The organism is Pseudomonas sp. 09C 129, from assembly GCF_002843625.1.
GTDB classification, from domain to species: Bacteria; Pseudomonadota; Gammaproteobacteria; order Pseudomonadales; family Pseudomonadaceae; genus Aquipseudomonas; species Aquipseudomonas chlororaphis.
Genome location: NZ_CP025261.1, coordinates 4,908,783 through 4,933,224, shown reverse-complemented (window position 1 = coordinate 4,933,224; position 24,442 = coordinate 4,908,783). Strand labels below are relative to the sequence as shown.

19 protein-coding genes and 1 pseudogene are annotated in these 24,442 nt (G+C 62.7%); 12 read left to right on the top strand and 8 right to left on the bottom strand.

The features are described from left to right. The first annotated feature begins 18 nt into the window (after nt 1-18). Together CXQ81_RS22000 and CXQ81_RS21995 are read left to right on the top strand one after the other, a co-directional pair. Nucleotides 19-2,904, top strand: a complete 2,886-nt coding sequence (locus CXQ81_RS22000) for an RNA 2'-phosphotransferase (RefSeq protein WP_101338542.1) — start codon at nt 19-21, stop codon at nt 2,902-2,904. Nucleotides 2,905-3,134: 230 nt separating this feature from the next. Then, nucleotides 3,135-4,503: pseudogene (locus CXQ81_RS21995) on the top strand (transposase). Between the two features lie 285 nt (nt 4,504-4,788). Here the strand turns inward: CXQ81_RS21995 and CXQ81_RS21990 are convergent. After that, nucleotides 4,789-5,787, bottom strand: coding sequence for an HNH endonuclease (locus tag CXQ81_RS21990; protein WP_101338541.1), 999 nt, complete (start codon nt 5,785-5,787; stop codon nt 4,789-4,791). Between the two features lie 388 nt (nt 5,788-6,175). Between CXQ81_RS21990 and CXQ81_RS21985 the strand changes: the two genes are divergently transcribed. The 3 genes from CXQ81_RS21985 to CXQ81_RS21975 all read left to right on the top strand — a co-directional run bounded on the left by CXQ81_RS21985 (nt 6,176) and on the right by CXQ81_RS21975 (nt 10,256). Then, nucleotides 6,176-6,673: a sigma-70 family RNA polymerase sigma factor gene (locus CXQ81_RS21985; protein WP_101338540.1), complete on the top strand. Its 498-nt coding sequence runs from the start codon at nt 6,176-6,178 to the stop codon at nt 6,671-6,673. A gap of 43 nt (nt 6,674-6,716) precedes the next feature. After that, complete coding sequence (locus CXQ81_RS21980; protein WP_101338539.1) at nt 6,717-7,712, top strand: FecR family protein; 996 nt, start codon at nt 6,717-6,719, stop codon at nt 7,710-7,712. A 96-nt stretch (nt 7,713-7,808) separates the two neighbouring features. Then, nucleotides 7,809-10,256 (top strand): TonB-dependent receptor, encoded by a 2,448-nt coding sequence (locus CXQ81_RS21975; RefSeq protein WP_178081080.1) that lies wholly within the window; start codon nt 7,809-7,811, stop codon nt 10,254-10,256. Nucleotides 10,257-10,863: 607 nt separating this feature from the next. Here the strand turns inward: CXQ81_RS21975 and CXQ81_RS21970 are convergent. Together CXQ81_RS21970 and CXQ81_RS21965 are read right to left on the bottom strand one after the other, a co-directional pair. Then, nucleotides 10,864-12,024, bottom strand: coding sequence for an MFS transporter (locus CXQ81_RS21970; protein ID WP_053261926.1), 1,161 nt, complete (start codon nt 12,022-12,024; stop codon nt 10,864-10,866). After that, nucleotides 12,021-12,383 carry a hypothetical protein gene (locus CXQ81_RS21965; protein WP_007932739.1) on the bottom strand — a complete coding sequence of 121 codons (363 nt, stop codon included), beginning with the start codon at nt 12,381-12,383 and terminating at the stop codon, nt 12,021-12,023. Before CXQ81_RS21965 ends, CXQ81_RS21970 begins: the two co-directional genes overlap by 4 nt. 154 nt (nt 12,384-12,537) lie before the next feature. Between CXQ81_RS21965 and CXQ81_RS21960 the strand changes: the two genes are divergently transcribed. Further along, nucleotides 12,538-13,008 (top strand): Lrp/AsnC family transcriptional regulator, encoded by a 471-nt coding sequence (locus CXQ81_RS21960; RefSeq protein WP_101338538.1) that lies wholly within the window; start codon nt 12,538-12,540, stop codon nt 13,006-13,008. A 192-nt stretch (nt 13,009-13,200) separates the two neighbouring features. On the opposite strand, the gene CXQ81_RS21955 is transcribed toward CXQ81_RS21960, so the two are convergent. Next, complete coding sequence (locus CXQ81_RS21955; protein WP_007932743.1) at nt 13,201-13,623, bottom strand: DoxX family protein; 423 nt, start codon at nt 13,621-13,623, stop codon at nt 13,201-13,203. Between the two features lie 147 nt (nt 13,624-13,770). Between CXQ81_RS21955 and CXQ81_RS21950 the strand changes: the two genes are divergently transcribed. Next, entirely contained in the window at nt 13,771-14,676 is a 906-nt protein-coding gene (locus tag CXQ81_RS21950; RefSeq protein ID WP_101338537.1) for a LysR family transcriptional regulator, read from the top strand. Here CXQ81_RS21950 and CXQ81_RS21945 read toward each other — a convergent pair. Beyond that, a complete protein-coding gene (locus CXQ81_RS21945) occupies nt 14,664-15,587 on the bottom strand; it encodes a LysR family transcriptional regulator (protein WP_101338536.1) in 924 nt (307 codons plus the stop codon). The two genes, CXQ81_RS21950 and CXQ81_RS21945, sit on opposite strands and share 13 nt — an antisense overlap. 98 nt (nt 15,588-15,685) lie before the next feature. Here CXQ81_RS21945 and CXQ81_RS21940 point away from each other — a divergent pair, with 98 nt between their 5' ends. Beyond that, nucleotides 15,686-16,678, top strand: a complete 993-nt coding sequence (locus tag CXQ81_RS21940) for a cyclase family protein (RefSeq protein WP_101338535.1) — start codon at nt 15,686-15,688, stop codon at nt 16,676-16,678. Between the two features lie 322 nt (nt 16,679-17,000). Here CXQ81_RS21940 and CXQ81_RS21935 read toward each other — a convergent pair whose 3' ends face one another. Further along, the gene (locus CXQ81_RS21935; RefSeq protein WP_101338534.1) at nt 17,001-17,252 is read right to left on the bottom strand and encodes a hypothetical protein; all 252 of its coding nucleotides are present in this window, start codon (nt 17,250-17,252) and stop codon (nt 17,001-17,003) included. 92 nt (nt 17,253-17,344) lie between these two features. Here CXQ81_RS21935 and CXQ81_RS21930 point away from each other — a divergent pair, with 92 nt between their 5' ends. After that, nucleotides 17,345-18,130 (top strand): helix-turn-helix domain-containing protein, encoded by a 786-nt coding sequence (locus CXQ81_RS21930; RefSeq protein ID WP_101338533.1) that lies wholly within the window; start codon nt 17,345-17,347, stop codon nt 18,128-18,130. 34 nt (nt 18,131-18,164) lie between these two features. On the opposite strand, the gene CXQ81_RS21925 is transcribed toward CXQ81_RS21930, so the two are convergent. Next, on the bottom strand, nt 18,165-18,881 hold the full coding sequence (locus tag CXQ81_RS21925) for a FadR/GntR family transcriptional regulator (RefSeq protein WP_007930610.1): 717 nt from the start codon (nt 18,879-18,881) through the stop codon (nt 18,165-18,167). A gap of 354 nt (nt 18,882-19,235) precedes the next feature. Between CXQ81_RS21925 and CXQ81_RS21920 the strand changes: the two genes are divergently transcribed. The 3 genes from CXQ81_RS21920 (at nt 19,236) to CXQ81_RS21910 (ending at nt 23,036) form a co-directional block, all read left to right on the top strand. Continuing rightward, nucleotides 19,236-20,588 (top strand): MFS transporter, encoded by a 1,353-nt coding sequence (locus tag CXQ81_RS21920; protein ID WP_062825267.1) that lies wholly within the window; start codon nt 19,236-19,238, stop codon nt 20,586-20,588. A gap of 23 nt (nt 20,589-20,611) precedes the next feature. Next, nucleotides 20,612-21,967, top strand: a complete 1,356-nt coding sequence (gene gudD / locus CXQ81_RS21915; RefSeq protein WP_101338532.1) for a glucarate dehydratase — start codon at nt 20,612-20,614, stop codon at nt 21,965-21,967. Between the two features lie 76 nt (nt 21,968-22,043). Beyond that, nucleotides 22,044-23,036: a hypothetical protein gene (locus tag CXQ81_RS21910; protein WP_101338531.1), complete on the top strand. Its 993-nt coding sequence runs from the start codon at nt 22,044-22,046 to the stop codon at nt 23,034-23,036. Between the two features lie 123 nt (nt 23,037-23,159). Here CXQ81_RS21910 and codA read toward each other — a convergent pair whose 3' ends face one another. Then, a complete protein-coding gene (gene codA / locus CXQ81_RS21905; RefSeq protein WP_007930597.1) occupies nt 23,160-24,413 on the bottom strand; it encodes a cytosine deaminase in 1,254 nt (417 codons plus the stop codon). Nucleotides 24,414-24,442 lie beyond the last annotated feature (29 nt).

The window sequence follows — 24,442 nt, the reverse complement described above, 5'->3', positions numbered from 1 at the left end:
GTGGAAAATGGATTGATCATGACGCCAAATGACGAATATTTAAATGCATTGAACGCTTGGGCGCCAAATTTGGGAGAAGTCCTTAGTACTCTTGGCTACCTTGGCTCACCCTCCTCAACAGCTTGGCTCACCTCAAGCCCAAGGCATTCGGACTTACGCTTACTTTTCAACGCAGACGGACATGCTGCAGCATCAGAGATGTGGCGAAAAATTCTGAAAGAGAGAGAGATAGCCCCATCGCCAGTGTTTATGTTGATACTTGAACATATGCGACGAAACCCGGTTGATATGAATAATTCATTAAAGGATATTAGGATAGACTTTTTTTCGAAGTCGTTGGCCAATATTGCACATCGAACCGCTGACGCATTATATGAAGATGCTAAGGGGAGTTTCGCAGGTCATGAGATTGACGTAGCCATTGCACGGTACCGGGTTGCCCTTTCCGAATTTAGGTTCTCCATCGAAAGTCAAGAATTACGGGAACCTGCTAGGCGAATAGCTACCGGTAAGTATGCAACTGCCGTCGCAATGATCGGGCGATGGGTTCAAGTTTCGCCTGCCACTGTGTCAAGAGCATTATCTTATTCTAAAGAGTCTATGACTCTTGGGAATCTGAAACCTGAAACACTTACTTACCGACTTGAGCTCTTGGTTCAACAATTTGACCAAACTGGTGACGAAAACCTTCTGCAAGATGCGCTAAAGCTCCTTTCGGAGAATCCAAATATCGTTGAGGGATCAGAACTTGCAGAGGTTGAGGCCCGCCTCCGCCTAGCGTTGCTCTCAGGCTCCGGCATTGGAAGCGTTAGACTCCAACAGCTAAAAATAGCGAAACGTAAGCTGGCCTACTCTCGTCCTAGGGGATCAGTTGATGAAGCGCGTTGCCGCGTTCTTTCCACCATAGTTGAAGCGGCCAAACAGACGCAGTTGAATCTGCCAGCAAGGTCGATGGCAATACCAAGGGGACTGCTCGCACTAATGGCTACACAACCTTCTCCTAAATTGTGGGGAATTATCAGATGCGTAATCAATAATTTAGAATACCTGCTAACAGATAGAGGGTCTGTACCAGCTGCCGTGTTAAGCGCACAGTTTCTACGTCAAATGGTAGATGGTCCATCAGATCTTCTTAAGCCGAATGACCTATCTAGGTACGTAAATGTAACAAGGTCACTGTCTGAAATGGTTCGGTCTAACCGGCACGTTCAATGGGAGGCTGGAGCCGCGGCACTTTCAGTAGCTAAGCGAACTGGCGATTTAGACTTGGCTCATCGTGCTCAAGATATATTCTCTGAACTTTGTAATCAACATCCCACTTGGCCGCTTCCGAGAATCGGTATAGCGCGAGTGAAGGACTACCTAGATGGCCTTTCAGGAGGTGAAACGTCATATACCTCAGGCAGTTGGCGTGAGGCAGCTATCCTAGCCTTAAATTCCCCAATCTACGCACGATCAAATTTGGGTGGGCGTAACGAGGTATTCGCTGTTGCTGACGCTCGCGGATTTCTTTCTGAAACGTTCGTCTTCAAGCGTACCACTAAAGAAAAGGCAGACCACGAGGCGGCGATGTTGACCTCGTTACGGAAAGTGATCGCTTCTCGGGGAGATACGAGTCTGTTTGAAGTGCCTCGTTCGCTCGCTATTGTTGAAGTTCCGTCTGAAGACGAGCGGCGATGGGTACACGTATCTCAGCGAGCAGCGGGACGATTGGTGAGCGAGCTTTCCGCGGAAGAGGCTTTAGCCGTACTAGAGCCGATCACAGACCTGCTCGCTATCTATCATAGCGTTGCAGGAACACCTCCGGAGGGTAAATCAGCATGGCGACCATTAAAAGACTACCTCAAAATGTGGTCGAGGAGCCTCTTCGAGCAAGAACATGCTGACCGTTTTGTAGACTCCCTGCGTACACTTTTTCCTGGAGAGCTACCGCTGGTTAGAAAACGAGACGGTCATGCATCAAACTGGATAGTTGACCCGGCTGGGCGTATCGTAGCCATTGATCTTGAGTCTAGTGAGTTCATACCGATTGGATACGATGTTGTCCAACTCATAGAAGATAATGCGCTTATACAAGCGAACCTGGACGGCTGGCGCATGCGAATTGCGCTTATGAAAAGATATCTCAGCCGAATGGGCCATGCACTTAGTGAATCAGACTTAATTGTCGCATACGGGTGGTTCGCTATTACTCGTGCCCTACGACTAGGAACGGAAAAAGAGGCAGGAAAGCACCTGAGACGTCATGCGCGGGAACTCTGTGGTCTGATCTCAGAATGCTGCACTGACTTAATCCAAAATTTGGCGCGGGAACTGCTTCAGGCTCTCTCCCGCATAGAACAGAATGAAGCAACTGAATCCGCGCCAAGCCATGACCATAGGCGATTGAGTAAGGCAATGGCCTATCAACTCCGCCATTACGGCCCGAGCAACGGAATACCCGTGGATAACACAGGGTTTGCGAGCATGGAGGATTTAGCTCGCTCACTCGAAGTGGATTCGAGTCATTTACTCGCTATTGCAGAACATCCCGGCGAGCCAAGATTCGAGGTAAGAGACGGCCGAATTAGAGCTCTTTACGGGCATACACTGGAAGTCGTTATTGATGCCGGTATCAAGTTGGGAACACCAACTGCTTTGTATCACGGCTCTAGCTGGTCCGTACTCGATAGGATCGTGAGGGACGGAGTAATACCGATGGAGCGGCGTATGGTGCATTTGACAAATGTCGCTGAGGAGGCCATCGCGGTAGGCGAGCGCAAGGGCGCTCCGGTTGTCCTTGCGATAGAACAAAGCAATGATGAAACGCCCGTCGCTGAAGGCATTTGGGTGTCAGCGCACGTTCTGCCAAATCGCCTTTCCATAATTAATCCTTTTATTGAGGAGGCTGGTGCGTCTCGCTAAATATCAGCAGCCTTTCCCATAGATGAAACTAACAACCTTCGCCTGCTTCTAGCAGTTTATCTTCTCCTTGCTGAGGAGAGGGAAAAACAGGAGCCCAGAATCTGATCTGCTCTGGGCTCCTTCTAGCTTGGATCTTGACTGTCCGCTATTGGCCGATTCTGTTGAAAAAGTAGCTGCCCACCCACATCGCCGGCAGAATTGCTCTGTCAGCGAGCGCGGGGGCGAACAGCATGATGGGACAGCTACCGAGTGGACAGCAGCGCCTGTTCTACTCGTTCAATCTGGAAGACCACGTTCCGCCCCAACACCTTTTGCGCAGCATCGACCAGTGCCTGGATCTCAGCGATCTGCGTGCACACCTGGCCGACTTCTACAGCCCCATCGGACGCCCCTCGATTGATCCGGAGTTGATGGCGCATGCTGGTCGTCGGCTACTGCTACGGCATCCGTTCCGAGCGACAGCTGTGCGAAGAGGTGCATTTAAACCTGGCCTATCGCTGGTTCTGCCGGCTGGGTCTGGAAGACGAAGTACCCAATCACTCGACCTTCTCGAAGAATCGCCACGGCCGCTTCCGTGACAGCGGCCTGTTCCGCTGGTTGTTCAATGAGGTGCTGCGGCGCTGCATGGCGGCTGGCTTGGTCAAAGGCGAAGGCTTCGCCGTCGACGCCAGCATCATCAAAGCAGATGCCTGCCGGCAGCGTGGGGTGGCAGGCGATGAGGTCGATTGGAGCGACCCAAAGCTCAGCAGCCGAGCCGTGCGCGAGTACCTCGAAGCCCTTGATGACGAGGCGCTGGATGAAGCTCTTCCCAAGAAAATTTCGCTCACCGATCCTCAGTCCCGTTGGACTGCTGCACCAGGCGGCCCGGCCTTCTTTGCCTACTCCACGAATTACCTGATCGATACTGAGCACGGCGTGATCATGGATGTGGAGGCGACTCCGGCGTACCGTACCGCCGAAGTCGATTTGACCAGGACGATGGTGGCGCGTGTCGAAGCGCAGTTCGATCTCACGCCGGAACGCCTCATCGGGGGCACCGCCTACGGCACTGCCCCGATGCTGGCCTGGATGGTTGAAGAAAAGAACATCGAGCCGCATGTGCCGGTGTGGGACAAGACCGAGCGCAAGGACGATAGCCTCTCCAGTAACGACTTCCTCTGGAGTCCGGAGGCCAATGAATACCGCTGCCCAGCCGACAAACCGCTACGCAGTGAGTGGCGCGCCTTCATTCAGCAAAGATCACGGGTGACCAAGGCCAACACCATCATCTACCGCTCCAGCCAAACTGACTGCGCCACCTGTCCGTTGAAAGAAAAGTGCTGCCCCAACACACCGAATCGGAAGATCGTTCGCAGCATCCATGAGGCTGCCCGCGACGTAGCTCGACGCATCGCCAAGTCACCGGCGTACCTCGTCTCTCGCTGTGAGCGAAAGAAGGTAGAGATGCTTTTCGCCCACCTCAAACGGATCATGAGACTCGACCGTTTACGATTGCGTGGCCTGACGGGTGCGACTGACGAATTCACTTTGGCCGCGACCGTGCAAAACCTGCGACGCATGGCCAAGCTTTTGCCTCACGGGCCGCCACTCACGGGATAGGTACGCCTGCTGTGAGCAGAAACCCTTGAATTAACCTTCAAACCTGAGCCAGAACGCTCAGCGAAACACCGAAAGGCAACTTGAAGTGGCTTGCAGCCACTTCAACAGCAAGCACACCTGAGCAGCTGGTGCAGCTGATACGACTTTTTCAACAGAATCGACCCTTAGCAGCCAGTCGCGAGTGATTACATCCCGCCGGAGCAGCGTTGGGTAGCACCCGCTCAATCAGGATGTAGTTTAGGATTCGGGTTGTGTCTCCATCTGAGTCAGCCGTGCCGAAGAGCCTCAGTTGTCAGCGAGAAAAGCGCTCTGAGCTTTGGCGAAGGCTGCCTCCGCCTTCTCCACCCAACCATCGGGCAGTTCAATAGCCAAGGTTAACGCGTAAGTACCCGAAGCCGGTTCAGCAGCGACCATTTCGGACAGGAACTTCGGTATCTCCATCACCCGATCGATAAGGTGTCCAGCGGTACCTAGGAACAAATCACGAATCTCCAAGAAATCCTCATCAACACTGGTAAAGCGAATCTGCTCTTCCCAAAGCAAAGCGCCGTGGCAGACCTCACCATAAAGCCTGCATACCGAAACAATCTCAAAGTCGTTGCCGGGAGTGCCAAGTGCTCCCCAGGCCAAACCTAACTCGCCGTTGGTGAGGTTCATGAAGGCCTGCACATAAAGCAGGATTTCCTGCAACCGGTCACTTAGCCAATCAAAACTCTCTGCACGCTCTAGCCGTGTGATTGGTTTCGCATAGAGGCCGCGACTTAGCGCTTTCCAACGCCGCGCAGTTGGCATGACTTCGGTTCTTAGAGTCTCGGCTGTGAGCAGGTACTCCCAGAAGTTGTCTTTGTCGATAATCAAGCGCTCAGCCACATAACTCAGTTTACCAAAGGCCTCCAGATGACGACGCTCGTACCGATGCTTAATCGCAGCACCAGTTCTGCCTAATTTCTCACTGATAGCTTGTTCGTGTTCTTGCCTCCACTCGAATAGCAATCCTGGGGGGTACTGATTGGGGTCGTCATCTATCTTTTTGTGGCAATTGCCGCACAACCAGATGGCATTGGTAATAGCCCTCCGCTCGGCAGGTAACATGGCCTCGTCGTATCGAGCAGAACCTAGGTTGGCGCCATAGATGTGAGCAGCTTCGCCTAAATTTATCGACCCGTCCGGGCGATCCGTCGGCCCGCTCGTAATTGCTCCGCAGCTAGGATTGGCACAGGTATTCGCAGATCGCCTAGCGAGCGTCGTGATGACACTTTGAGGAAAGCGGTTTTCGGAGGCCATGGTTCTCTCGGTGTGAGGATGATTCGATATAATAGCGACCGATAGCGCCAACTGAATGGTTTGATGCCACGCATCGATACGTGGGGGTCGACTCAATCCAGTGTGTTCTTGAAGAGCAAGATGAGCAGCCCCCAATTTGACCGGTTAAGCGTTTGCGTCGACCGGTTGAATCCACAGCCGATAACTGCCCTTCATAAGATGTCGGGTTTGCGAACACCAAGGCAGCGTGTACCCAGTAGTTTGATGTCGATAGGCACTGCGTATCACGACGAATGCTCCCATTGTCGACGCATGTACTGATAACCATCTAGCCCCTCTCCCCCGAATCCATTGCCGCCTTTAATAAGAAGCATTACTATTCACGCCTCCCCACCCTCAGCACAGCGCAATGACCCCCAAGCCTCCCCGCCGACCAGGCTTTTTCGAGCACTACGAAGAGTTGATCGGCACCTGGACGCGTCGGCTGAAGAACCGTTCGCAGGCGGAAGACCTGGCTCATGACACCTTTGTCCGGGTGCTGGAGTCGGATGCGGCGGCGGTGCAGCAGCCGCGGGCGTATCTGCACCAGACGGCGCGCAATATCGCGGTGGATGCCTATCGTCGTGAGGATCGGCGCGGCGCCATGGAGGCGGAGGCGGTGTATCCAGTTGCGTCGCCCAGCGGCGACCCGGAGCATTTCATGCATGCGATCCAGCTGGCTGATTCCATCGAACGGGCCCTTGGCGAGTTGCCGTTGAACTGCCGTAAGGTGTTTGTCTGGCAGAAGCTCGAAGGCCTGACCCAGGCCGAGATTGCCGAGCGCCTGGGGCTGTCAAAAAACATGGTGGAAAAGTATATGATCCGCACCCTGCGGCATCTGCGCGAGCGCGTGGACGGGCCGCGCTGATGAATGCCGTGCCTTTTTCACCCCCAGCCCAACAGGATGTTCCATGACGCAGACTCGTGAGTGCGCGTGCGGGCAGGCGGCGGTTCGCGATGAGGCGGCGCTGTGGTTTGTGCGCCTGCAAGAACCGGCGATCGATGCCGAGGAGCGGCAGCGTTTCGACGCCTGGCTGGCGCAGCACGAGGCGCATCGGGATGAATTCCAGCTGCTGCACACCCTGTGGGCGGCCACGGATCGGGTGCCCAAGGCGCGTTTGCAGGCGCTATGCGCAACCCCGAGCCCGAGCATCCGGCGTCGCCCGCTGTTGCGTTATGCGGTGGCGGCCAGTGTGCTGGCGGTGGCCGTGGGCCTGGGGTTGTTCAGCGGCCTGAACCAGCCTGCCGGGTACAGCGCCGAGTTCGCCACGGCCCCGGGCGAGCGCCGCCATGTGGCCTTGCCCGATGGTTCCCAGGTGGACCTGAACAGCCGCAGCCGCTTGTTGGTGCGTTATGAAAAAGGCCTGCGCAGCGTCGAGTTGAGCGAAGGCGAGGCAATGTTCAGTGTCGAGCACGACAGCAGCCGGCCCTTCGTGGTGGCGGCCGGGCCCGGCAAGGTCACGGTCACCGGCACGCGCTTCGATGTGCGCCGCGATGCTGCCCAGACCCGGGTCGCGGTGGAGCAGGGCACGGTGCGAGTGCAGGGGCGGGTGCAGGGGCGCGACGCCGCCGACAGCGACTTCGTCAACCTGACCGCGGGCCTGGGCACCGCGGTCGATGCCCGAGGCCAAGTGGCCGCGGCCTACGCGGTGGATCCCCAGGCGCTGACCGCCTGGCGCAGTGGCAAGCTGGTGTTCAACAACGCCAGCCTCAACGAGGTGGCCGCCGAGGTGTCGCGTTATCGCGACCAGCCGCTGCGGGTCGGCAGCGAGGCGGTGGGCAGGTTGCGCCTGACCAGCGTGTTCAAGTCCGACGACACCGACGCGCTGCTCAAGGCCTTGCCGAGCATCCTGCCGGTGGCGGTGAAGACCCACGCCGACGGTAGCCAGGAAATAATTGCGCGATAGATTCAGGTTTTTTTCGAGTTCTTCGTCTTCTTGTCCAACTGCAACTGGTTTGTATTAACAGACGCATCTTCTTGCGATCAACAGGACTGCTCGAACTTGAAACGCCTCGACCTGAATAACAACAATCCTTGCTCGCCCTCCACCCGCTGGCTGCCGCTGGCCCTGGCCCTGGCGGTCAGTGCCGCGCTGCCCCAGGCCCAGGCCGAGCAGGCGCCGAGCGCCATCCATATCCAGGCCCAGCCGTTGGGCCAGGCCCTGAGCCAGCTGGGGCTGCAAACCTCGCTGCAGGTGTTTTTCAGCCCTGAGCTGGTGGCCGGCAAGCAGGCCCCGGCCGTGGACGGCAAGCTGTCGCCGGAGCAAGCGTTGCGCCAGTTGCTGCAAGGCAGCGGCCTGCAATACCAGATCGACGGTGGCTCGGTGACCCTCAGCCCGGCGCCGTCGGCGGCGGGTGACGGCCCTCTGGAGCTGGGCGCCACCAGCATCAGCGTGGTGGGTGACTGGCTGGGCGACGCCAACGCGGCGGTGGTGCAGAACCACCCCGGCGCGCGTACGGTGATCCGCCGTGAGGCCATGGTCGAGCAGGGCGCGATGAACGTCGGCGATGTGCTGCGTCGGGTCCCGGGCGTGCAGGTGCAGGACGCCAACGGCACCGGCGGCAGCGATATTTCCCTCAACGTTGGCGTGCGCGGCCTGACGTCGCGCCTGTCGCCGCGCTCCACGGTGCTGATCGACGGCGTGCCGGCGGCCTTCGCCCCTTATGGCCAGCCCCAGTTGTCGATGGCGCCGATCTCCTCGGGCAACCTCGACAGCATCGACGTGGTGCGTGGCGCCGGTTCCGTGCGTTATGGGCCGCAGAACGTCGGCGGGGTGATCAACTTCGTGACCCGGGCCATCCCGGAAAAAGCCACCGGGGAAATCGGCAGCACCTTGGAAACCTCCCAGCGCGGCGGCTGGAAGCACATCGACACGGCGTTCCTCGGTGGCACCGCGGACAACGGCATCGGCGCCGCGCTGTTGTACTCCGGGGTCAACGGCAACGGTTATCGCGCCAGCAACAACGGCAACGACATCGACGACGTGATCCTCAAGACCCATTGGGCGCCCACCGACCAGGACGATTTCAGCCTCAACTTCCACTACTACGACGCCAAGGCCGACATGCCCGGCGGCCTGACGCAAAAGCAGTACGACGCCGACCCCTACCAGTCGGACCGCGACTGGGACAACTTCAGCGGCCGCCGCAAGGATGTGTCGTTCAAGTACCTGCGCCAGATCGACGACCGCACCCAGTTCGAAGTGCTGACCTACTACTCCGACAGCTTTCGTGGCAGCACCATCGCCGCCCGCGACCAGAAGACCCTGGTGTCCTATCCGCGCACCTACTACACCTTCGGCATCGAGCCGCGGGTGTCCCATGTGTTCGACCTCGGCCCGACCACCCAGGAAGCCAGCGTCGGCATGCGCTACCTGAAAGAAGGCATGCACGAAGAGGCCAGCCGCCTGGCCCTGGTCAACAACCAGCCGGTGGTGCGCCCGGGCTCCGACGGCCATGTGTACCAGGACCGCACCGGCGGCACCGAGGCCACGGCCTTCTACATCGACGACAAGATTGACGTCGGCAACTGGACCATCACCCCGGGGATCCGCTTCGAGAACATCCGCACCGAATGGCACGACCGCCCGGTGGCCGGCACCAATGGCGTGCCGGTGCAGGAGAAGCGCCGCGAGATCAACAGCAACGAGCCGCTGCCGGCGCTGAGCGTGATGTATCACCTCTCCGATGCGTGGAAGCTGTTCGCCAACTACGAGACGTCGTTCGGCAGCCTGCAGTACTTCCAACTGGGCCAGGGCGGGGTGGGCGACCAGACCGCCAACGGCCTGAACCCGGAGAAGGCCAAGACCTACGAGATCGGTACGCGCTACAACGATGAGGTGTGGGGCGGTGAGCTGACGGCGTTCTACATCGACTTCTCGGACGAGCTGCAATACATCAGCAACGATGTCGGCTGGACCAACCTCGGCGCGACCAAGCACCAAGGGATCGAGGCATCGGTGCACTACGACCTGGCCGCGCTGGACCCGCGCCTCGACGGCCTGACCGCCAACGCCGGTTTCACCTACACCCGCGCGACCTATGAAGGGGGCAGCTCGGCGTTCAAGGATCGCGACCTGCCGTTCTATTCGCGGCAGGTCGCGACGCTCGGCCTGCGTTACGACATCAACCGCTGGACCTACAACATCGATGCCTTCGCCCAGTCCAAGCAGCGCTCGCCGGGCAGCATGGTCAACGCCGACGGCAGCTTCAACGACAACTACATCACCGAAGGCAGCGCCGACGGCCAGTACGGTGATATGCCGGGCTACGTCACCTGGAACGTGCGTGGCGGTTATGACTTCGGTTCCCAGCTGTCGAACCTCAAGCTCGGCGCCGGGGTGAAGAACCTCTTCGACAAGCAGTACTTCACCCGCTCCAGCGACAACAACTCCGGCATCTACGTCGGCGCGCCACGGACCTTCTTCGTCCAGGCCAGCGTCGGCTTCTGACCGACCGCGTCGCGCCCATCGCGGGCAAGCAGAAGCGAGGCTTACCCGCGATTTTTATGCCCGGCGCAAACCCCTGTAGCCGCTGCCGCAGGCTGCGATCGAGCGGCACGCTCGTGGAGATCTTGCGGGCGCTGGAGACCCTGCGGGTCTATCGCAGCCTCGCAGGCTCGGCAGCGGCTACAGGGATGGGGGACATCCTCGATATTCTGGTCAGGCCCGATGTTTGTGTAGCCGCTGCCGCAGGCTGCGATCGAGCGGCACGCTCGCGGGGATCTTGCGGGCGCTGGAGACCCTGCGGGTCTATCGCAGCCTCGCGGGCTCGGCAGCGGCTACAGGGATGGGGGACATCCTCGATATTCTGGTCAGGCCCGATGTTTGTGTAGCCGCTGCCGCAGGCTGCGATCGAGCGGCACGCTCGCGGGGATCTTGCGGGCGCTGGAGACCCTGCGGGTCTGTCGCAGCCTCGCAGGCTCGGCAGCGGCTACAGGGATGGGGGACATCCTCGATATTCTGGTCAGGCCCGATGTTTGTGTAGCCGCTGCCGCAGGCTGCGAAAAGGCCCGCAGGGCCTTCCTGCGATCTCGAAAACGATGGCCCGCGAAAGGGCTCACACCTTCAACACTTTGCCGCTGGCCGCCACGCCAATCAGCATCACCGCGATCAGGCCGAAGGCGATGCTCAGGCTGCTGCCATGGGCGATAAAGCCGATCAGCGCCGGGCCGGCGAGGATGCCGGCGTACCCCAGGGTGGTGATGGCCGGTACGGCGATGGCTTCGGGCATGACGGTCTGTTTGCCCACCGCGGTGTACAGCACCGGCACGATGTTCGAGCAGCCGACGCCCACCAGCGCGTAACCCACCAGCGCGGCTTCCCAGGCCGGTGCCAGGGTCGCCAGCAGCAGGCCCGCGGCGGCCACCGAGCCGCCCATGACGATCACTCGCGTGGCCCCCAGCTTGTGCACGATGGCATCGCCGGTCAGGCGGCCGACGGTCATGGTCAGGGCGAAGGCCGCGTAACCCAGGCCGGCATAGGCGGCATCCACCTGGCGCTCGGCGCTGAGGAACACCGCGCTCCAGTCCAGCACCGCGCCTTCGGCGAGGAACACCACGAAGCACAGGCAGCCAATGAACAGCACCACGCCGTGGGGCACGGCAAAGGCCGGGCCCGAACTCTGGCTGCCGTACGGCAACATGTGCGGCGCCGCCTTGAGCAGGGCGACGACCAGCAAGGCCACCACCACCAGGGTCGCGCCCAGCGGCGACAGGCCCAGGCCGAGCATGGCGCTGACCCCGGCCGCGCCGACGATGCCACCGAGGCTGAACAGGCCATGGAAGCCCGACATCATCGGCCGGCCGCTGGCCCGTTCGACGATCACCGCCTGCAGGTTCACCGTGGAATCCACCGTGCCCAGCCCGGCGCCGAACATGAACAGCCCGGCGATCAGCAGCGGCACCGTGCTCACCGTGGCCAGCAGCGGCAGGGCCAGGCAGATCAGCAGGCTGCCGGCGGCCATCACCCGCCGGCAACCGAAGCGCCCGGCAAGCACCCCGGCGATCGGCATCGCCAGGATCGAACCCACGCCCAGGCACAGCAGTAACAGGCCCAGGGTGCCTTCATCGAGCCCGGCCCGGGCCTTGGCGTAGGGCACCAGCGGCGCCCAGGCGGCGATGCCGAAACCGGCGATGAAAAAGGCGATGCGCGTGGCCATCTGTTCCAGGCGGCCGGGGCTGATCTGTTGCTCTGAGGTGTGGGTGTTGAGGGCTGTCATAAAAATCCTTGGCGGTCAGCTCCAGGCGCCTGTCGGGCAATCGGCGGTTGCCGCTGGAGGACCGGGCCGGCCGTTTCACCGACCCGTTGTTGATACACCGCCGGCGACATGGCGCCTTCGGTGTGGATAAGCAGGACGCGCGAGTGGGCGTCGAGGTGCGCGACTTTGCGCCGCGCGCCATCCTTGCACATCAGGCTCAGTCCCGCGAGGCCCGCGGCGGCGGATTCGCCGGCCAGCAGGGGAATATCCCGAGCGCTGCCGGTGGCCAGCTGGCACATGGCGCCGGCGGTGAGCGCGTCGGGGAGTGTGACCAGGCAATCGTTCGAAGGTTGCAGGAAGCGCCAGGCCGGGCCAGCCATCGACGAGTCCAGCGCGCCACTGGCCAGGCCCCGGCTCGCAGCCCTGGAAATAATATTGCGTGGCTGGCGAATTTGTTTCGCATAATCGCCAGCCTTTGCACAATTTCATTCCATTGATTGCCCACCACTGATTGCCCGCCCATGGATTGCCCGCATGACCACCAGCCTGGATACCTACGACCTGAAACTGCTCGCCGAACTGCAACGCGATGCGCGCACCCCGCAAAGCGAGCTGGGGTTGCGGGTGAACCTGTCCACCGCGGCGGTCAACCGGCGCCTCAAGCGCCTGAGCGATGAAGGGGTGATCGAACGCTACAGCGCGGTCATCGCTCCCGAGGCCCTGGGCTATGAGCTGAGCATCATTGTCGAGGTGGAGGTGGAGAGTGAACGCATCGATCAGCTCGATGCGCTCAAGCGCAGCTTCCAGGCCTGCCCGCAGGTGCAGCAGTGCTACTACGTGGCGGGCGAGTGCGATTTCGTGCTGATCTTCGCCGTGCGCAACATGGCCCAGTACAACGAACTGACTCGTGAGCTGTTCTTCGAGAACAACAACGTCAAGCGCTTCAAGACCCTGGTGGCCATGAGTCGGGTCAAGGTCGGGCTGGATGTGCCGACCACCCCTTGAAACACCTTAATTCCCTGTAGGAGCGAGCTTGCTCGCGATCAGCCGCCAGGCTGAAAGACATGGCGGTGCATGCGGGATTTTTATCGCGAGCAAGCTGGCTTGTATGTCTTAAGGTGGGCAAGGGGGCTCTTGTCACGAAACAAAACGACAACGCGGCGCCCTTGGGCGCCGCGTTGTCGTGGGGGAGGCCGATCAGCCCTGGCGGCGGGCATCCAGGCTGAAGCGGCCGGCGCCGAAGGCCACCACTTGCAGCAGGCCGCCGGCCATGGCGATGTTCTTGAAGAAGTGGATGAACTGGTTCTGGTCGCCCAGGTTGTTGTGGAAGGCCAGGGCGGTGGCCACGCTGAACACGGCCAGGCCCAGGGCTACCAGGCGGGTGCGGTAGCCGGCGATCAGCAGCAGGCCGCCACCCAGTTCCACGGCGATGGCGATGCCCAGGGCCAGTTGCGGGAAGGGCAGGCCGACCGATTGGATATAACCGACCATGGCGGCCGGCGCGGCGATTTTCGAGAAACCGGAAAGGATGAAAATGGCGCTGAGCAGGACGCGCCCGATCAGGCTGATGCTGGCGTTGCTGTTCGAGGTAGTGGACAGGCTGTTGGTCAGTGTGGACATGCTGGATTCTCTCAGTGGGTTCGGCCTCACCACCTTGGTGCGCCGCGATGGAGAGAAGTTTGCCACTGGCGTTATGAACGTAATAGCCGAATAATTTCGAGTCTCAGGTTCTATTTTTTAGAACATAGCCTTTGCGAGAACAGCCCCATGCCCAGCAACCCCGGTACGCCCACCCTCGATCAATTGCGCATCTTCCTCACCATCGTCGAGGTCGGCAGCTTTGCCGGCGCGGCGCGCAAGCTGCATCGCGCCACCTCGGTGATCAGCTATTCCATGGCCAACCTGGAGCTGCAACTGGGGGTCAGCCTGTTCGACCGCAAGACCACCCGCAAACCCCAGCTCACCGAGGCCGGGCGCACGGTGCTGGCCGAGGCGCGGAGCATCTATAACGGCATCGACGGCCTGCGGGCCAAGGTCAAGGGGCTGCTGCAAGGCCTGGAAGCAGAGGTTCACCTGGTGATCGACGTGATGTTCCCGGCGGCGCGCATCGTCGATGCGCTGAAAAACTTCCGCCGCGAGTTCCCCACGGTGCAGTTGCACCTGCACATGGAGGCCCTGGGCGCGGTGGCCGAGATGGTGCTGGCGGGACGCGCCGCGGTGGGTGTCAGCGGCATGGTGCACCGCGATCTGGCCGGCATCGAGCGGGTGCAGGTGGGGTTTGTTCAATTGATCCCGGTGGCGGCTCCGGAGCATCCGCTGGCGCAAGCATCGGTCAACCTGCCGGGGGCGGGTCGCGAGCATGTGCAGCTGGTGCTGTCAGACCGTTCCGAGCTGACGCGCAATCAGGATTTCGGCGTGGTTGGCACCCACAGCTGGCGCCTGGCGGACCTGGGCTCTAAGCATATGCTGCTCAGGGAAGGCATCGGCTGGGGCAACATGCCGGCGCCGATGGTCGAGGAGGACCTGGCCGGTGGGCGCCTGGTGCAACTCGATCTGCCGGGCGGCCAGGGCCTGCCTTATGGCTTCGACGCCATCTACCGCCTCGACACGCCACCGGGGCCGGCGGCGTCCTGGCTGATCGATTGGCTGGTGGCCCAGGCTCAGTCCGCCTGAGGCATTGCCTGATCGGCTTCCTGGAGCGGGCCGAGGGCCTGGGCCAGGAAGTCGACGAAGAAGCGGATCTTCTGCGACACATGGCGATTGCTGGCATACACCGCGTAGATGGTCCGGCGTGGCATGGAATAGCAGGGTAGGACCCGCTGCAACTGGCCGCTGTCGAGCAGCGGCTGGGCGATGAACGAGGGCAGGGCGCCAATGCCCAGCCCGGCCTGGAGCATGTCGCTGAGCATCAGGCTGTTGTCCACGGCAAAACGCACCGGCAGTTCCAGGCGGCTGCTGCCTTGCGGGCCTTCCAGCTGCCAGTGGCCGGGGTGTTCGGCCAGGCGATAGGCCAGGCAGCTGTGCTCGCGCAGATCATCGACCGTCTGTGGGCTGCCCTTGGCCTGCAGGTAGGCCGGGGCGGCGCAGATCACCTGTTCGATTTCCCCCAGGCGCCGGGCGATCAGCGACGAGTCGCTCAACTGTCGGCGTATCCGCAGCGACACGTCGAAGCCTTCGCTCACCACATCCAGCAGGCGGTCGTCGAGGGTCAGGTCGATGTGAAATTGCGGGTAGCGCCGCATGAAGTCGGCCAGGATCGGCGACAGCACCTTGAGGCCGAACGACAGCGGCGCGTTGACCCGCAAGCGGCCGCCGGGCTCGCGGGTGCCGGCGCGGGTCGCGCATTCCAGGGCCGTCAGTTCGTCGAGCAGGTGGCAGCACTCGCTGAAGTAGGCCTGGCCGGCGTCCGACAGGCTCATGCGGCGCGTGGTACGCAGCAGCAACAGGCTGCCCAGGTGTTCCTCCAGCTGGCGCACCTGCTTGCTGACCGCGGCGGTGGATTGCCCCAGGTCGTTGGCCGCGAGGCTGAAGCTGGCGCGCTCCACCACGCGGCGAAAGGTGCGCATGGCTGCCAGCACATCCATATTGTTTCTCCTGGGTTGAATATGTCTTAACGAAACGGCTGATTATCGCCGAATTGTTAATCCATACCATGGGCACTTCATTTCACAGGAGTGTCGTCATGGCTGTTTCCCGTTTGTTGTCTGTCATCCCCGGCCTGGCCGCCTTGTCGCTGTTCAGTGCGCTGTGCGGCGCCGCGCCCCAGGCCGAAGTCGGCGTCAGCCCCTGGGGGCCGAAGGATGAGATCGGCCGCCTGAACCTGATCACCGAGCAGTCGCGGGCGGCGATCATGGCTCGGGTCAGCGGCAGCCAGGCCTACGACCTGGCGGTCGAGTATTTCGTCGGCATGCCCAGCTGGCAGGCGGCGGGCGATCCGCCGTACCAAATGTGGATGACCCACACCCCGCACGGCAATGTGATCGCCGACCCGATGCAGGTCGGCGAGCCGATGAACCGGCATGTCAGCTATACCGGCTCGGCGGTGTCGATGTATGCCCACATGGGCACCCATATCGATGCGCTCAACCACTTCGGCCTCGACGGCAAGATCTGGAACGGCTTTCGCGCCGACCAGCACCTGGGCGACCGTGGCTGGAATGTCACCGGCGCGGAAAAACTGCCGCCGATCGTTGCCCGCGGGGTGCTGATCGACGTTGCCGCGGCCAAGGGCGTGGACATGCTGGCGGACAATTACCGGGTGACCCGCGCCGACCTGCAACAGGCGCTGAAGGCGCAGAAGGTCAGCCTGGAAAAGGGCGACGTGGTGCTGATCCGCACCGGGCGCATGCGCGACTATGAAAAGGCCCAGGCCTATATGGCCAACCCGCCGGGCATGAGCCTGGACGCGGCGAAGTTCCTGGTGGAGGAGGGCGGCGCGATGGTGGTGGGCGCCGACAACCTGAGTTTCGAGACCTTCCCGTCGGAGGTGGAAGGCAATTACTTGCCGTTGCATACCTACCTGCTGGCGATGCAGGGTGCGCCGATCCTGGAGCTGGTCAACCTCGAAGGCCTGTCGCGGGACCGGGTGTACCAGTTCGCCTTTATCGGCGCGTCGTTGAAGTTGCGCGGTGCCGATGCCGCGCCGATTCGGCCGATTGCCTTGCCGATTCGCTAGCCGCCAGTCGTGCGACCTGTAACCGCTGCCGCTCGCTCAGCCCCGATGTTTATGTAGCCGCTGCCGCAGGCTGCGATCGAGCGGCACGCTCGCGGGGATCTTGCGGACGCTGGAGACCCTGCGGGTCTATCGCAGCCTCGCGGGCTCGGCAGCGGCTACAGGAGGGGGCACCCTCGATATTCCGCTCAGGCCCGATGTTTATGTAGCCGCTGCCGCAGGCTGCGATCGAGCGGCACGCTCGCGGGGATTTTGTGGGTGCTGGAGACCCTGCGGGTCTATCGCAGCCTCGCGGGCTCGGCAGCGGCTACAGGGGCTGTCGGCGTTAGTCTTGCTCGCATAACGCCCGCAGGGCCGGGTCGCGCACTTGCATCAGCTCGAACAGCCCCAGGACCCTGAGTGCCGGCAGGGCTGCCCGCAGATCCTCCTCGGCTATGCGCCGCTGCTGCGCCGAGGTGCCCGGGTCGCTCCACAGCCGGGCATTGATCAGAAAGGCCCCCACCGTACCCTTGCGTACCCGGGTGCCGTTGAAGTCGCCATGGTTGAGTTGATCGGGTAACAGGTCTTCGGCGCGCATGGATCGATCCTCGTGTGAATGAGCGCTCAGTCTGCGGCCTGGGGATTGGCTAAACTGCCTGGTTCTTGCCATTGAATAACGTAAAACAGCCAATGTCCCAACCTTTGGTTTCCCCCTTACTCGCTCAAGCCGAGGACGGCCCTCTGCTGGTTGCGACGTGGCAACACAGCCCGATCGAACGGCAGACCGCCGCCCACAGTCATGCCCGCGGCCAATTGCTCGGCGCCCGGCGCGGCCTGCTGTCGGTGACGGCGGCCGACAGCCAGTGGGTGGTGCCGGCGACCCATGCGGTGTGGGTGCCGCCCCGCTGCGAACACGCCCTGCGTTCCCATGGCCCGTTCGACGGCTGGAGCATCTATGTCGAGCCCGAGACCTGCCACGAACTGCCGGCGCAACCACGGATCATTGCCACCTCCGGGCTGTTGCGGGAGGCGGTGATGCGTGCGGCGAGCTGGCCACAAGGCGCGCTGGATGAGCCGCAATTGCGCATCGCCCGGGTGATCCTCGATGAACTGGGCAGCCTGCCGGTGGAACCCTTTGGCCTGCCATTGCCTGTGGACCCGCGGTTGCGGCGGATCTGCCAGGTGCTGGCCGACGACCTGGCGGACAGCCGCGGCCTGGAGGCCTGGGCGCAATGGGCGGGGATCTCGCCACGAACCCTGGCCCGGCGTTTTGTCGCCGAGACCGGTTTTGCCTTCAGCCAGTGGCGGCAGCGCGCGCGATTGCTGCGGGCCCTGGAGCGCCTGGCGGCGGGCGATGCAGTGACCCGGGTGGCGCTGGACCTGGGCTACGACAATGTCAGCGCCTTTATCGCCATGTTCCGCCGTCAGTTCGGGGTGACGCCGGGGCGCTATTTCGCCCGGCACGGAACAGGCTGAGCGTCGCTACCCCGGTACAAGCGGGCGCATGCCCTCACCCCGCGGAAAACCGCTCCCGGCTGTTGCTCAGGTGGGTCCACATCGCCGCCCGCGCCGCATCCGGGTCCTGGCGGCGGATGGCGGCGTAGAGGGTTTCGTGTTCCTGGTTGGCCAGGGTCGCCAGTTGCGCCAGGTCGACATCGCCGCGCTCGGCGTCGCGCACCCGGGTCCGGGGGATCAGGGCGTTGCCCAGCGATTGCAGGATCTGCACGAAATAGGGGTTGCCGGTGGCTTCGGCGATCAGCAGGTGGAAACGCTGGTCGGCCTCCACGCAACTGTCGTTGTTGGCCAGCAGTTGCTGGTAGTCGTCCAGCGCCTGGCGCATCTGCGCCAGTTGCTCGGCGCTGCGCCGGCGGGCGGCGAGAGCCACCGCCTGGGTTTCCAGGCCCAGGCGCAATTCGAGGATGTCGCGCACGCTCAGGGCGGTATCGACGTTCAAGCGCAGGCCGTGGGTGTCCTGGCGCTCCAGGACAAAACTGCCGACGCCATGGTGGGTTTCCACCCAGCCGGCGGCCTGCAGTTTGGAGATGGCTTCGCGCACCACGGTGCGGCTGACGCCATGGGCGCGGACGATGGTGCTTTCCGACGGCAGCTTGTCACCGGGCTTGAGCAGGCCGCGCATGATCTGTTGGGTCAGGTCGCTGACCAGGTCATGGGCCAGGTTGGTGGAAGGGCGACGGCGGCCCGGGGCGATATCGGATTCGGTGCTCATGGCAAGGTCGCGCGGGGAGGAAGCAAAAAGCTTATCACCGAAGTGGCCGAGCAGGGCTCAACTTGTCTGACATGTATGACAAGTTGTCGGATAAGTCACTTCAGGGTTCAGTGCAGGTTCTTAGCGCGAGCGCAGCCTAAAAAATATTTCAGTGCCTGTGTTTTTTATTTATATGAATTAAATCAATCAGTTAAGTTTATTTTTCAACATTCTCTTCGATCAGTAGAGCCTCGCGTACTGACTTCTGCGACGAGTCTGCGCTTGTGACGCTATTTTTCTACTTGTATGATGACTGTTAACTGAGGCGCTCGCCCAGTCACCCGCACACAACAACAAACAAGTGGGAGAGGCATCGTGAATACCACCCTCAATCCGGCCGGCGACGATTCCCTGCTGGCCATCGCCGTGGCGAAGGTCAAGCGCCATGTGCTGCCGCTGTTCGTCATCATGTTCATCGTCAACTACATCGACCGGGTCAACATCGGCTTCGTCCGCACCCACCTGGAACATGACCTGGGCATCGGTGCCGCGGCCTACGGTTTTGGCGCCGGGCTGTTCTTCATCGGTTACGCGTTGTTCGAAGTGCCGTCCAACATGCTGTTGCAGCGGGTCGGCGCGCGGATCTGGCTGACCCGCATCATGTTCACTTGGGGGTTGGTGGCCACGGCCATGGCCTTCGTGCAGAACGAAACCCAGTTCTATGTGCTGCGCTTCCTGCTGGGGGTGGCCGAGGCCGGGTTCTTCCCCGGGGTGATCTACTACTTCACCCGCTGGCTGCCCGGCGTGGAGCGGGGCAAGGCGATCGCCATTTTCCTAAGCGGTTCGGCCGTGGCTTCACTGGTCTCCGGCCCATTGTCCGGAGCGCTGTTGCAGATCGAGGGCCTGGGCTGGCACGGCTGGCAGTGGATGTTCATCGTCGAGGGCATGGCCTCGGTGCTGCTCTGCGGTTTTGTCTGGTTCTGGCTCGACTCCACGCCCCGCGACGCCAAGTGGCTGAGCCCCGCCGAGCAGGAGGCGCTGGTGCGGGCGATCGACAGCGAACAGCGCGAGCGCGAAGCGGCGATGCCGGTCAAGCCGTCGCTCTGGACCCTGCTCAAGGACCGGCAGATCCTGCTGTTCTGCCTGATCTACTTCTGCATCCAGCTGACCATCTACGCCGCGACCTTCTGGCTGCCGAGCATCATCAAGAAGATGGGCGACCTCAGCGACCTGCAGGTGGGCTTCTTCAATTCCATTCCCTGGCTGATCTCGATCATCGCCATGTATGCCTTCGCCGCGGCGTCCGGCAAATGGAAGTTCCAGCAGGCCTGGGTCGCCAGCGCCTTGCTGGTGGCGGCTGCGGGGATGTTCCTGTCCACCACCGGCGGGCCGGTGTTCGCCTTCGTCGCCGTGTGCTTCGCCGCTATCGGCTTCAAGTCGGCATCCGCGCTGTTCTGGCCGATTCCCCAGGCCTACCTGGATGCGCGCATCGCCGCCGCGGTGATCGCCCTGATCAACTCCATCGGCAACCTCGGCGGCTTCGTCGCCCCGGCCACCTTCGGCCTGCTGGAGCAGCGCACCGGGTCGATCCAGGGTGGCCTGTACGGCCTGGCGGCGACCTCGATCATCGCCGCGATCATCGTGTTTTTCGCCCGCACCCGGCCCAAGGCCCATGTCATGCCGACGCCCTTGGACGATGCCCGCCCGCTGCTGGACAAAACCCACTGACTTTTGCCGACAGGAACCGACCCATGACTTTTGAATCCACCCATCATCACCCTGGCCAGACACCACTCATCACCCGACTGCAAGTGGTGCCGGTGGCCGGGCATGACAGCATGCTGCTCAACCTCAGCGGCGCCCACGGCCCGTTTTTCACCCGCAATATCGTGATCCTTACCGACAGCGCCGGTAACACCGGGGTCGGTGAAGTGCCGGGGGGCGAGCGGATTCGCGCCACCCTCGAGGAGGCCCGCGAACTGCTGGTCGGCCAGCCCATCGGCCATTACCAGAAGTTGCTCAACCAGGTGCGCCAACGTTTTGCCGAGCGCGATGCCGGCGGGCGGGGCCAGCAGACTTTCGACCTGCGCATCGCCATCCATGCGGTGACCGCGCTGGAAGCGGCGCTGCTCGACCTGCTCGGCCAGTTCCTCGGGGTGCCGGTGGCGGCGCTGCTCGGCGAAGGCCAGCAACGCGAATCGGTGAAGATGCTCGGCTACCTGTTCTACATCGGCGACCGGCACCAGACCGACCTGGCCTACCGCAACGAAGCCGAGGCCGACGATGCCTGGCTGCGCCTGCGCCATGAACCGGCCCTGAACGCCGAGAGCATCGTGCGCCTGGCCGAGGCGGCCAAGGCGCGGTATGGCTTCAACGACTTCAAGCTCAAGGGCGGCGTGCTGCGCGGCGAAGAGGAAATGGAGGCCGTCACCGCCCTGGCCGAATGCTTTCCCAAGGCGCGCATCACCCTCGACCCCAACGGTGCCTGGTCGCTGAAACAGGCAATCGCCCTGTGTCGCGATCAACACCGGGTGCTGGCCTATGCCGAAGACCCCTGCGGCGCGGAAAACGGTTATTCCGGGCGCGAGGTGATGGCCGAATTCCGCCGCGCCACCGGGCTGCCCACCGCGACCAACATGATCGCCACCGACTGGCGGGAAATGGGCCACGCGATCCAGTTGCAAGCGGTGGACATTCCCCTGGCCGATCCGCATTTCTGGACGATGCAGGGTTCGGTGCGGGTGGCGCAGATGTGCCATGAATGGGGCCTGACCTGGGGCTCGCATTCCAACAACCACTTCGACATTTCCCTGGCCATGTTCACCCATGTGGCGGCCGCGGCGCCGGGCGAGATCACCGCCATCGACACCCACTGGATCTGGCAGGACGGCCAGCACCTGACCCGCAATCCGCTGCAGATCGTCGAGGGCTGCGTGGCGGTGCCGCAGACGCCGGGGCTGGGCGTCGAACTGGACCTGGACGCGCTGGCCCGCGCCCATGAGCTGTACAACAGCCGGGGCCTGGGGGCGCGGGACGACAGCGTGGCCATGCAGTTCCTGATCCCGGGCTGGCGCTTCGACAACAAGCAGCCGTGCCTGGTGCGCTGAGCCAGGCAGGAGAAGCTTGGCCGGGCCGCTGCATTCACAGTAATGTCAGCGGCCCGTCTGCTTTTGGAGCCCTGCAATGACTGCTTTCTACGATGCCCGCGGCAATCTTTACGGCGTGGTGGCGCCCGAGGCGGTACGCTGGTTGGGGATCGCCTTGCCGGCCAGCGCGGCCGAGGCGGCGCTGGCCCGGGCCAATTGGAGCGAGCAGGCCATCGAAGCCCTGTGCAGTTGGCCCTCCGGCACCCGGCCGGAAGGGGCCAAGGCCCATCGCAGCGACGGTTTGCTGGTCGGGCCGTTCCAGGACGCGCCGCCGTTCGACCTGCTGATCGTCAACACCGACGGCACCCTGGCCGAGCGCAGCGGCAACGGCCTGACCATCTTTTCCCAGGCCTTGACCGAGCAAGGGCTGCTGCCGGCCCAGGGGCCTGCGCAGCTGCGGGTGCATCACGACAAGCCGGACGGGGTGTCGCCGCTGGCGACCCTGGTCGAGCCGGCGCAGGTCGCCGGGGTATCCGGCTTCTGGCTGGACCTCGGGCAACCGGCGTTCGGCCCGCACGCCGTCGGTGCGCAACACGGGGTCGAGCATGACGGTTCGAGCTGTGTCGAGCTGAGCCGGGTGCGCGGGCTGGCGCGGTTGCACCCGCAATGGTGCCGTAGCCAGTTCGTGCGTATTGGCAACCCCCATTGCGTGACCCTGGTCAGTGACGCCAGCGCCTTGCCGGGCAACCGGCAGATGAGCGAAGCGCCCCTGGCCGAGGCCCTGACCCGTATCGCCTACGCCCTGCCCACCGGCAGCGGTGAACCCTGTCCGGCCGGGGTGAACCTGCAATGGGCGTGGCTGGAGGGCCCGCAGCGCATCGCTGCACGGGTGTTCGAACGCGGCGAAGGCCCCACGGCATCCTCCGGCACCAGCGCCAGCGCGGTGGCCAGCGCGGCGTGGCGGGTCGGTTGGGTCAAGGCCGGCGAAGTCGCGGTGGTGATGCCCGGCGGCACCGCGCCGCTGCGCCTGGAAGCGCGGGGTGGGGAGTTGGTGCGGGTCAGTCTGTTCGGTACCGCCCGCGCCCTGTAGCCGCTGCCGCAGGCTGCGTAAAGATCCGCAGGATCTTCCGACGTCCTTGAGATCGCTGCGACCGTGCCGGTCGATCGCAGCCTGCGGCAGCGGCTACAGAGGAGGCGATGACGTCAGCGGTCGTTACACAAAACCTGCGTCGCCCGGCAGCTCGACCTGGGCCATCTGCCGTTTCATCAGCACCTTGCCGTCGCGGATCGAGTACAGCGGCAAGCCCTGGCTGCGGATCATTTCGTAGTCGCTGTCGGCCGACAGGATCAGCAGGTTGGCCGGCCGGCCTTCTTCCAGGCCGTAGCGCTCGCCCAGGGCCAGGGCCTTGGCGCTGTTGTCGGTGACCAGGTCGAGGGCGCTCTGCAGGTTGCGGTAGCCGAGCATGTGGCAGATATGCAGGCCGGCTTCCAGCACCCGCAGGATGTTGCCGTTACCCAGGGGGTACCAGGGATCGACGATCGAGTCCTGGCCGAAACACACGTTCATCCCGGCTTCCAGCAGCTCGTTGACCCGGGTCACGCCGCGGCGTTTCGGGAAGCTGTCGAAGCGCCCCTGCAGGTGGATGCTTTCGGTGGGGCAGGAGACGAAGCTGATGCCCGAGTGGCCGAGCAGGCGGAACAGCTTGGCGCAGTAGGCGTTGTCGTAGGAGCCCATGGCGGTGGTGTGGCTGGCGGTCACCCGCGAACCCATGTCGCGGCTGCGAGCTTCCTCGGCCAGCACTTCGAGAAAACGCGAATGCGGGTCGTCGGTCTCGTCGCAATGCACGTCCACCAGGCAGCCGGTGCGTTCGGCCAGGTCCATGAGGAACTTCACCGAGCTGACGCCCTGGTCGCGGGTGTACTCGAAGTGCGGGATACCGCCCACCACATCGGCGCCCAGGCGGATCGCCTCTTCCATCAACTCGCGGCCGTTGCGGTAGCTTTCGATGCCTTCCTGAGGGAAGGCGACGATCTGCATGTCCACCAGGTGCGCGCTTTGCTCGCGCACTTCGAGCATGGCCTTGAGCGCGGTCAGCTCCGGGTCGGTGACATCGACATGGGTACGCACGTGCTGGATGCCGTGGGCGGCGAGGGCGCGCAGGGTTTTCCGGGCGCGGGCCTTGGTGTCTTCCTGGGTGATGGTGACCTTGCGCTCGCCCCAGCATTCGATGCCTTCGAACAGGGTGCCGCTCATGTTCCAGCGCGGCTCGCCCGCGGTGAGGGTGGCGTCCAGGTGAATGTGCGGCTCGACGAAGGGCGGCACCACCAGGTTGCCGCCGGCGTCGAGGTCGTCGGGGCCCAGGGTCGGGGCTTCGGTCTGCCGGGCGATGCTGGCGATGCGACCGTTCTCCAGGTGCAGTTCGTGCAGGCCTTCGCGGTTGCGCAGGCGGGCGTTGATGATGAGCATCGGAGCGATTCCTTTTTCAATCCAGGCGG